This window comes from Draconibacterium orientale (assembly GCF_900111425.1).
In the GTDB taxonomy this organism is placed as follows: domain Bacteria; phylum Bacteroidota; class Bacteroidia; order Bacteroidales; family Prolixibacteraceae; genus Draconibacterium; species Draconibacterium orientale.
In genome coordinates, this window is the sequence record NZ_FOHT01000061.1 from 1 (window position 1) to 8,859 (window position 8,859).

Annotated in this window: 7 protein-coding genes; all 7 read right to left on the bottom strand. The window is 34.1% G+C overall.

Going from position 1 to position 8,859, the window contains the following annotated elements:
• Positions 1–223 precede the first annotated feature (223 nt).
• A complete protein-coding gene (locus tag BMW53_RS20075; protein ID WP_038555787.1) occupies positions 224–1,315 on the bottom strand; it encodes an MBL fold metallo-hydrolase in 1,092 nt (363 codons plus the stop codon).
• A gap of 380 nt (positions 1,316–1,695) precedes the next feature.
• Positions 1,696–1,923, bottom strand: coding sequence for a hypothetical protein (locus tag BMW53_RS20085; RefSeq protein WP_038555781.1), 228 nt, complete (start codon positions 1,921–1,923; stop codon positions 1,696–1,698).
• Positions 1,924–1,985: 62 nt separating this feature from the next.
• Positions 1,986–2,519: a DUF6680 family protein gene (locus BMW53_RS20090; protein ID WP_038555779.1), complete on the bottom strand. Its 534-nt coding sequence runs from the start codon at positions 2,517–2,519 to the stop codon at positions 1,986–1,988.
• 1 nt (position 2,520) lies between these two features.
• A complete protein-coding gene (locus BMW53_RS20095) occupies positions 2,521–2,937 on the bottom strand; it encodes a hypothetical protein (protein WP_038555776.1) in 417 nt (138 codons plus the stop codon).
• Between the two features lie 540 nt (positions 2,938–3,477).
• Positions 3,478–4,494 (bottom strand): virulence RhuM family protein, encoded by a 1,017-nt coding sequence (locus BMW53_RS20100; protein ID WP_038563787.1) that lies wholly within the window; start codon positions 4,492–4,494, stop codon positions 3,478–3,480.
• Position 4,495: 1 nt separating this feature from the next.
• Positions 4,496–7,546, bottom strand: coding sequence for an Eco57I restriction-modification methylase domain-containing protein (locus BMW53_RS20105; protein ID WP_038555773.1), 3,051 nt, complete (start codon positions 7,544–7,546; stop codon positions 4,496–4,498).
• 319 nt (positions 7,547–7,865) lie between these two features.
• Complete coding sequence (locus tag BMW53_RS20110) at positions 7,866–8,732, bottom strand: hypothetical protein (RefSeq protein WP_051567585.1); 867 nt, start codon at positions 8,730–8,732, stop codon at positions 7,866–7,868.
• Positions 8,733–8,859: the final 127 nt, after the last annotated feature.

The window sequence follows — 8,859 nt, forward strand, 5'->3', positions numbered from 1 at the left end:
AAAAGTCCAATTAATAATATTTGAATTCGCTTAGTCATAAATCATTTGACGAATATTTATTGTAAAACGGTTTTTTTTAACCTTGCTACTAACGGCTCGTATAAGAATAGTAGCCGATTGCGTTGCACTTTCCTGTCAAATTACAAGAAAGCTGAAGCGGGCTAAACCGCTTGAATTTACCGCTATTTCGGCTATTATTTTTATACATTGTTACCTGCTGGTTTTAATTCCATTGTACAATAATAGATTCATTTTTCTCTGTGACATGATGCGGATAAATATTATTTGGGATTATGTCACCAATTACTCTATCGGATGGATGACCAAATGAATTTGTAGTTCCATATGAAAATATTGCACAATGAATTGACTCCATTAAGATAGAAATATTGAAATTATGAATAGAGCCGTGATGGGGAACTTGTAATGTCCCTATATAAGGTAGAAGCGGTCTTAACTTAGCCTTAATATCAGAAACAATATTTGGAGCATTTAAGTCTATATCTCCTGCATATAAACAACCGCTCTGAAAACCCAAATGAAAATGATGGTGTAAATACGAGTAATGCTTATGGTCAAAGCAATGGATATGGTTATCAGAATTCTTACCTGAATATAATATCATTGAGTTTTCATTAAGGTCTCCATCTACTTTATTATATGCCTTAATAATATTTTTCTTGTTATTATTTATTTTTGTTATTGTATCAATTTTGTCAAAATTTAAGCCTTGTTCTTTCAGTGCATCTTCAAACTGTTTTTTCCTTTCATCATGTTTATAATTGAATGGAATAAAAAACCAGTCAACACCTAAAGTTGGAGTAAATACAATACCACTATGATTAGTCGTTGAATTTCCAATTTTTGAAATATCTGTTGGGTTTTCAAGTGAAACACCGTCAAAATTTGGATTTATTTCAGCTGAATCTATCCTAATAATTGGAATATTCCCAAATATGTCTTCTGGGCTATCTATTAACCTTGTGTCAGAATAATTAGCACCTATTAAGTTTGCTACCTTTACCAATATTTTTGTTTGGTCATCAATTAAAGGCATGACAACCTTCTTTATTTTACAATGTTCAGCAAGAATTTCAATTCCATTAATATGGTCCGCATGAAAGTGAGAAATAAAAAGAATATCAATGGGATGGTTTTTAGGAAAAGTAGATTTAATTCTCTTCTCCATTTTTGTTGTTTTAAATGTTAAAGAGCCACAATCATAAACAATAGTAAAATCGTCTTTATCGAAGTTAAATCTTTCAATATAAAATGCTCCTTGTCCTATTGGATGAAATGTTCTAATTAGTTTCATGTTCTGTTTTTTTAACTTGCAGGTAACGGTTGGTGCAAGTGGCGTTAGCCAGCCGATAAGATAATTAACGCCGCGTAATAAGTTAACATTGTGTATTTCACGCGTAGCAATATTTGGCTAATGCTCATTTGCACTTTGTTAGCGCAAGTATTTCGATTTTGCGTCATGATGCTTGTTTTTAATTTAATAAGACATGTCAGTTAACGTTATTGACCAATTAACACAAGAAAAAATTGACAACATCAAGTCAGACATTGAATCTGCCGTAGAGTTATTAAACAAGAAGATAGCAGATGCTAAAGTTAATTTAATTACTGCCTATCCAAAAGCAGACGACCATCCGACTACTGATTGTTATATTGTCAAGATGCGATACAGCATCAATCTGTAGATTTTCTTTCCAATGTTTCATTAATCCTATCAATGTTAGAACTGGCTTTGAATATTATTTCATCGACTGTCTGTTGGTGTGTTTGCTCATCACTGCCTTTGATTTTTGATTCAATGTCGTCAAGCCTGCGAAGGATTAATGTTTGAGTACCGATTATGAATTTCATTAATTCTTTTTCGGTCAATTCGTCAAGGTTTTTTGTATAGTCAAGTTTCATTTTTTATAAAATTTAAAGGTTAATGAAAAAGTCGTTTATGCAAATGGATATCGGAGAATTGATTAGTTCTTCTCATCCGACTGGTTCTTGTCGAGATGTTGTGGTTGAGAATCCGGGGATGCAGATGATGAATCATCATCCTTATATACCCCCAAACTTTCAGGAGTTGGTGGGATTTGTACCCGACCGTCAATCATGTGTCGATAATGAATATTCAGAGACTCAGGAGCGTAGAAAGAACGTATCTCGCTTTTTGATAATTTTCTATAACCACTACATTTACCCATTTCTTCAACGAGTTCGTAAAAAGTTTCTCTCCACTGTCCGTTTTTGAAAAGGTCTGGTTCGCATTGCGATATAAACGTTCTGTATAATTCTCTCACCTTTTTATCTTTATTAAACACTACGTCGATTACGTTCAGCGCGTTTATCCATTCAATCTCATTTGCTCCTGCGTTTCTATACATCATTAGTGTATATATTACAGATTTCTTGTCTCTTCTTTTTTCTAGTCTTTTCTGATACCAAAAAGCCGACATTGCTCCAATAAAAGCAGCAATTATTGGTATTAATACCTGTGTAACCATATTTCCCATATCATTTAGTTTCTTCTTTTGGAGTATATGATTCTTCTATTTTGTCAATATTGAAGAATATCTTAATCTTTTGTGGTATTACTTTCTCTACGATAAATTCTTCAAATTTTGCGTAAGGATAAATTAGCACCACTGGCAACAATATCCCAATTGCACCAACCATAAGCATTACCGCAATTTTCAATAAAATCCTGAATTTTATTTCGCGTGGAACAAATTGAACAGCATTGTCAATAATAAAAAACAAAAACATTACATAACCAATGATTATTAAAAACCCACATGTTTTTCTTATAATCTTTGTAACCCGAATTGGAAGTCTTTTTGGTTTTTGGTGTTTCATTGCTTTTTTATTGGTTAATATTTTGTGTTGTAATTTAGCATAAAAGCGGAGAGCCGTAACTCCCCGCCACACCATTAGTTAGGTGTTGAACGGTAATGTGTGTCTACTTGTACAATTTTTCCATCAGAATTTTTGTACTTGTAGGCTTTCACATACACCTTTTTCTTGCCTGACTTTGTTTTAGCCATGACTGTCTCCTTTCTTATTAATGAACATTGATAGTCAACACCATGCTCTGACTACTAAGCAACGTGCGTGAAACTGCTTTTTGTCATCGTGGTGTGCTAAAACGTTGGTGTTTATCATCTGTCCCAATTTTTCAATATTTGCGCTAACGGTGAACTGTATGTGGCGTAGCCGATTGCGGGCTACTTTCCTGTCAAACCGAGATGAAGTTGTTGCGGGTGATGAACCTACAATTACCCACTAAAACGGCTATGACATATACAGATTGTTACCGCCTGGTGTTGATGTTTTCTGTCATTATTTTTGTCAATTAGCAACTGTTTCTCTGTCTGCCGTGCGTTGGGGTAGGCAAGCTCTTTGGTTGGTTTTGGTCGTGCGATGGCTTTTTTGTGCGACCAGCCAATGTGCTTGACTACGAAGCGTTGGCAATTATTCTTTCTTTTTGCTTTTAATATTTTGTTCTAATTTTTTTAATTCTTCCAAATCGTCATTGTCAGCTTGTAATGCTTCAAATTCTTTTCTCCGTTTATCAAAGTTTGTGTAAATCTCAGCTACCAGCTTCTCCATTTGAGCTTTACTTATCGAACCTGCATTGGGCAATATTTTTTTGTCTTGAAAATCAAGAATCCTATCAACATTTTCTCTCCAAAAATCAATTGTAATGTCAAGTCGGTTTTTGGCTCTTAACTCGGCACTTTCAAGAAAGATAACAACTAATCTGTTTAGTGTATCAATCTCATCGTGGGTTAAGTAATTTTTTGCAATGAAAATATCTTGTTTCCGTACAATTGAACCTTTCCACGAGGTTAAGTTCATATTTGGTTTTTCAGCACTTGCTCTCGAAACAATCAATTCGGCTGCCGTTTGTCCTGTTACAGCGTAATGAAGTTTATTTTGTGTTTCAGCAAAAAACATTTGAGTTGATTTATCGCTTCCATCGTAGTCACTACTAAGTGCAAACAAGTCTTTGATTTTCTGGTAAAAACGTTTTTCCGATGCACGAATATCGCGTATCCGCTCCAGCAATTCATCGAAATAGTCGGGTCTGCCGTCTGGATTTTTTAAACGTTCATCGTCCATTACAAAACCCTTAACCATATATTCTTTCAGGTTTTTGTTTGCCCAAATCCTAAATTGTGTGCCTCGTTTACTACGCACCCGAAAACCGATTGCCAAAATCATATCAAGCGAGTAAAATGTAACATTGTATTCTTTACCGTCGGCGGCAGTTGTTAAGTAATCCTTAATAACTGAATTATGCTCTAACTCTCCGTCTTTCAGTATGTTTGATATGTGCATACTAATGTTTGGAACAGAGGTGGCAAAAAGTTCTGCAAGTTGATTTTGGTTCATCCAAATATTGCCGTCTTTGGCATACAACGCGACCGATGCTTTGCCGTCGGCAGTTTTATAAAAAATTATATTTTGCTGGTTATTATTTGCCATTTTATTGTATTGAATTTTCCACAATTTTTATTTCTTCCTCGGTCAAACCATAAAGTTCATAAACCATTTGGTCGATTTCTTTATCAGTAGCCGATATTTGGTTTTGCAGAGTGTTTATTTCTGCTTTGTAAGCGTTGAAATATTCTTCCCATTCATCTTGCTGTACCAACGAGAGTTTTATCTTTTGTTTTTTGAGTTCTGCAACTAAGGTTTTAAAATCAAAGTCATAAAACTTTTCAAGTTTGGTGCTTATTTTTTCTATTTCGAAATTGCTTGTTATGCGGTTTAGAAATCGACTAGCTTTTTCTTGTAACTCTTTGTTGAGTGAAAGCATTTGGTCGGCTTTTTCGGAAAATGGTTGTTGACTATTGCTTTCTAAAGGTTTTAAAGGCAGGTTTCTAACGTCATTTACTAAGATTTTAGGAATTGAAGTTATTGCATTTGCCTTCGGGTGAACTTTTTTGTGATACCAAGTTAATAGGCTTGAGTTAATTATTGATAATAAATATTTTAAGCTGTCAATGTTATTGTCTCTCGATATGATATTTATTATTGAGGGAGTATTATAAAATTCCTTTTCTACAAGACAAGATTTCAAAACGTATTTATCTCCTCTTGTTACCTCCATTATTAAAATTCGAGGTGACTTAAAATATTTTGGGTCAACATAACCTGCTAAATGTTTCCCATATTTTATATACTGAAAGCTCTCTCTATAACAATATCTGCTTAAATCTTTACCTTGTATTTCTTGTTTAAAATCTTCACTTATTTTTTGAGATGAATGCCAAAGTCTTTCATCAACAATTTTATTTCCTTCTTCTTCTCCAAATTCGATAATCAAGTCACTTCTTCTATATGGAATGTATCCTTGAGAAACATCAAAATTGTCAGTTAGCTTATTTGCCTTTTTAATCTTGTCCAGTATTTCATAATCGATATTTGTGAGGTTTACATTTATCAATAAATCAGCAGAGGATTTAATATTGTTGTAGGATAATGAATTACATAACTTTATCTCGTCTTTAAATATTTTTCCAATTTGAACTTCATTCCCAAAATTATCTTTCCGTATAATTGATATTACTGTGTCTAAGTCTGCGTCCGAAAATATTTTAGTTGGTAAGTCGATTATTTGCTGAAGATTATACTTTAAAACAAATTTTCTAAGTTTGGAATGTTGTTGTATTGTTAGCCAAGTATAAGGAACAATTAAACCTAAGACTCTTTTTTCCTTTATTATATTCATTGACTTTTCTATAAACAAGGAAAAAGTATCAAGCTTATAATGAGCTGTTTCATATATTTTATTGTAGAATTCAAAATCAGGTTTTGAAATCTTAGCTCCATACGGCGGATTGCCAATAACCACATCAAAACCACCATTTGCAAATATTTCAGGAAATTCGTTTTTCCAATTAAAGGCTTTTTCTCCTGCCACTTCGGGGTCGTCAATCAGCGAATTGCCACATTTAATATTATTGTTCAGGTTCGAGAGTTTTCGACCTTTTTGTGCTGTGCGTAACCACAAAGAAAGTTTGGCAATTTCAACGCTTTCATCGTTAATGTCAACACCGTAAAGATTTTTCTCTAAAATGGTTTTGTCGGTGTCAAACAAACGGAGTTTCTCTCCTGTCAGCTCGGCAATAATATCATCAATTTGTTGATGTTCGTTTATCAGAAAATTGAGTGCCTGGTTCAAAAATGCCCCCGAACCACACGCTGGGTCAACAATTTTTAAACTAAACAACCAGTCTTTGTATGATTGGAGTGTTTCAAACAACTTTTTACCCTTTGCCGAAATCTTTCCCGTTTTATTGATTATTGTTTCGTCAAACTCAATTTCAAGTATGTCAAGTTCTTGTCGTTTTTCGGTGCAGAGTTTACCAATGGTATTTTCAACAATGTATTGAGTAATGTATTTGGGCGTGTAAAAAACACCGTCTTTTTTGCGTTTTGTTTTGCTTTTGTCGGTAGCTGTTCCCTCAATTTCGGCAGTTATTTCTTCTATTTCGTTCAGCGAATGCTCAAAGATATGTCCCAGAATATTCACATCAACTTCGGTGCTGTAATCGTAAGCCGAAAGTAATAATGCATCGTCTTTCAGTACTTCATCATCAATTGTAATATTGTCGAGAATTTCATCTGGTGCAAACAGCCCACCGTTGTATGCTGGCAAATCATAGGTTTTGTATTTATGCCCTTTGTCGAGATGTATAAAAAACTTTACAAATCGACTGTAAAGCGAGAAATACTCATCGTTGTCAATAAATAATTGCCATTGCTCAATAATTTTTGAGATTGCATTTGGCGGAACCAGCCCGGTATCTTCGGCAAAAAACACGAACAATAACCGGTCGAGAAATTTCTGCGACTTTTTAAAAAGGGTTATTTTGTCGAATTGCGGATTGTTTTTTACAAGGTTGTTGTAAATTTTATATTTAAACGAAGAATAGTCTTTGTATAGTTTATCAGAAATTTTTTCCTCGTGGAATTTGGTTTCTGTTTTCAATTTTAGCGGCAAGTCCGATAAAATACTATCTTTTTGTAAGAGCAAATACAAAAGCTGAAAATCATCCTTTTGTAGGTTAAACAAGTCAAACTCCTCATATTCGTTTGCATAGTCAATATAAAAACGAAGTTTTTGAAAGTTTGAGGTAATTACATATTTACATTCGGGTTGATTGTTTTTATAATTGAAAGCTTGTTGAGTAACTTTTGTAAGGTCTTTTGTTTTTGTGGATTTTAGCTCGATAACTGCAATTGCATTATCATTTTTAAGAATTGCTCCGTCAGCTTTTTTACCATCAGTCTGATTTTTAAATTCTCGTGCTAAATCGTAATTGTCAGCAGGTTTTAAAGTGTAACCAAAAACGTCAACAAATATATCCCGAAGAAATCCGTCTTGATATTCTTCCTCTTTCATTTTTTGAATCTCAGCAATTTTTGAGAAAGAATAATTGTCGTTGAATTTTGCAAATGCTTTTTCAACTTGGTCTTTGTCAAGCTGCGATAAATGATTGTTTATAACTGATTTTTGAAATATACTCATTTGTCCATTTTAATATCAAGCAATAAAAATAGTCATTTGCACCGTGCGAAGGAAAAGAAACAGCTCTTTTGCAATTTTTGGTTGTGTGTCGGCTTGTGCGAATTGCAAATGTGCTGTTTGTGCGTGGGCTATTTTCAAGTTGCTATTTGTCTATACCGCTGTGTCTTTTTTCACTTGGCGGTAACGGTTGGTACATGTTGTCGGGGCGGATTTCGGAGAGCGTTCCTGTCCGAAGGACACGGAACTGCGAAACGAGAATCCGCAGTTGGCGTACCACCGAACCCCGCCCTGCAATATGTACTTTGTTACCAACCGTAATTTATTCATCATCAGTCAATTTATTGTTTCTGATAGCATGAACCTCATTCAATAATTCAATATTCTTTTTAAGGGATTTTATGTCCACATTTAGCATAAATTCTTTATATCTATTGTAAGTATAACCGATATCGTTTTCTTCCAATTTCTTTTTAATTACTTCAACTTTTTCATCGTCTTTAACCGAAAAGAAAAGTGCAGAAGTCGGTTTGATTCTTTTGCACAGCCAATAAGCATTTCGTCCGTCAATATTTATGCTAATATAACTTTGTGTATATCGAAGGTCAATTCTGTCATGTTTGCCTTTTAATGATTCATAAATTTCTTTTGCATTTAGATTTGTCCAGGGAGAGTCCGCGTTCCAAGTCGATTCATTTACTTGTTTTGTGTCTTCTTCATCTTCCTCCGGTTCTGTATAAATGTCAATGATTTTTGAAAAATTTAAAATTTTCTCTCCGTTTACCTCCAATAAGTCTGCTTGAATTGCAATCATTGGAATATTTAAACTCATTAATTGGATGACATTAAAATACCTTCTGTCAAAAGATTCCGCTATTAATACACAAAAATGTTGTCTTTGTGGATATTTACGTTTTTCATTGTCCCAATACTCGATTGAACGAATTATGTGTGAAGGGTCGGTTTCTCCAAGCATTACTTCAACTTCGTACATTAAATTCTCAGTCGGCTCTTTAAGCAGAATATCAAGTCTACCGCCATTTGCTTGTTTCTTTTCTTTGTTTACTGCTACTAAATCTCCAAGTCCAAGAACTTTTGGGTTTTCGTAAATAATGTCTTGAAGCCAATATTCATCTTTTCCAGCGTTTCTGATAAATATCTTTTTTCCGATTTTAATTTCACTTTCCATTTTTGTTGTTTTTCGGTTTTATTATGGTTGGTAACGGCCGCGTGCATGTGGAGTGCGGCGTTTGAAAAACTACACTTCCATTTTAGCCACCGAGCCAATTCGTTTATTCGTATTTATATTTTTCAGC

Bases quoted from the DNA above. Each gene is read 5' to 3' on its own strand.
- BMW53_RS20075 (WP_038555787.1), bottom strand. From the start codon at position 1,315: ATGAAACTAATTAGAACATTTCATCCAATAGGACAAGGAGCATTTTAT.
- BMW53_RS20085 (WP_038555781.1), bottom strand. From the start codon at position 1,923: ATGAAACTTGACTATACAAAAAACCTTGACGAATTGACCGAAAAAGAA.
- BMW53_RS20090 (WP_038555779.1), bottom strand. From the start codon at position 2,519: ATGGGAAATATGGTTACACAGGTATTAATACCAATAATTGCTGCTTTT.
- BMW53_RS20095 (WP_038555776.1), bottom strand. From the start codon at position 2,937: ATGGTGTGGCGGGGAGTTACGGCTCTCCGCTTTTATGCTAAATTACAA.
- BMW53_RS20100 (WP_038563787.1), bottom strand. From the start codon at position 4,494: ATGGCAAATAATAACCAGCAAAATATAATTTTTTATAAAACTGCCGAC.
- BMW53_RS20105 (WP_038555773.1), bottom strand. From the start codon at position 7,546: ATGAGTATATTTCAAAAATCAGTTATAAACAATCATTTATCGCAGCTT.
- BMW53_RS20110 (WP_051567585.1), bottom strand. From the start codon at position 8,732: ATGGAAAGTGAAATTAAAATCGGAAAAAAGATATTTATCAGAAACGCT.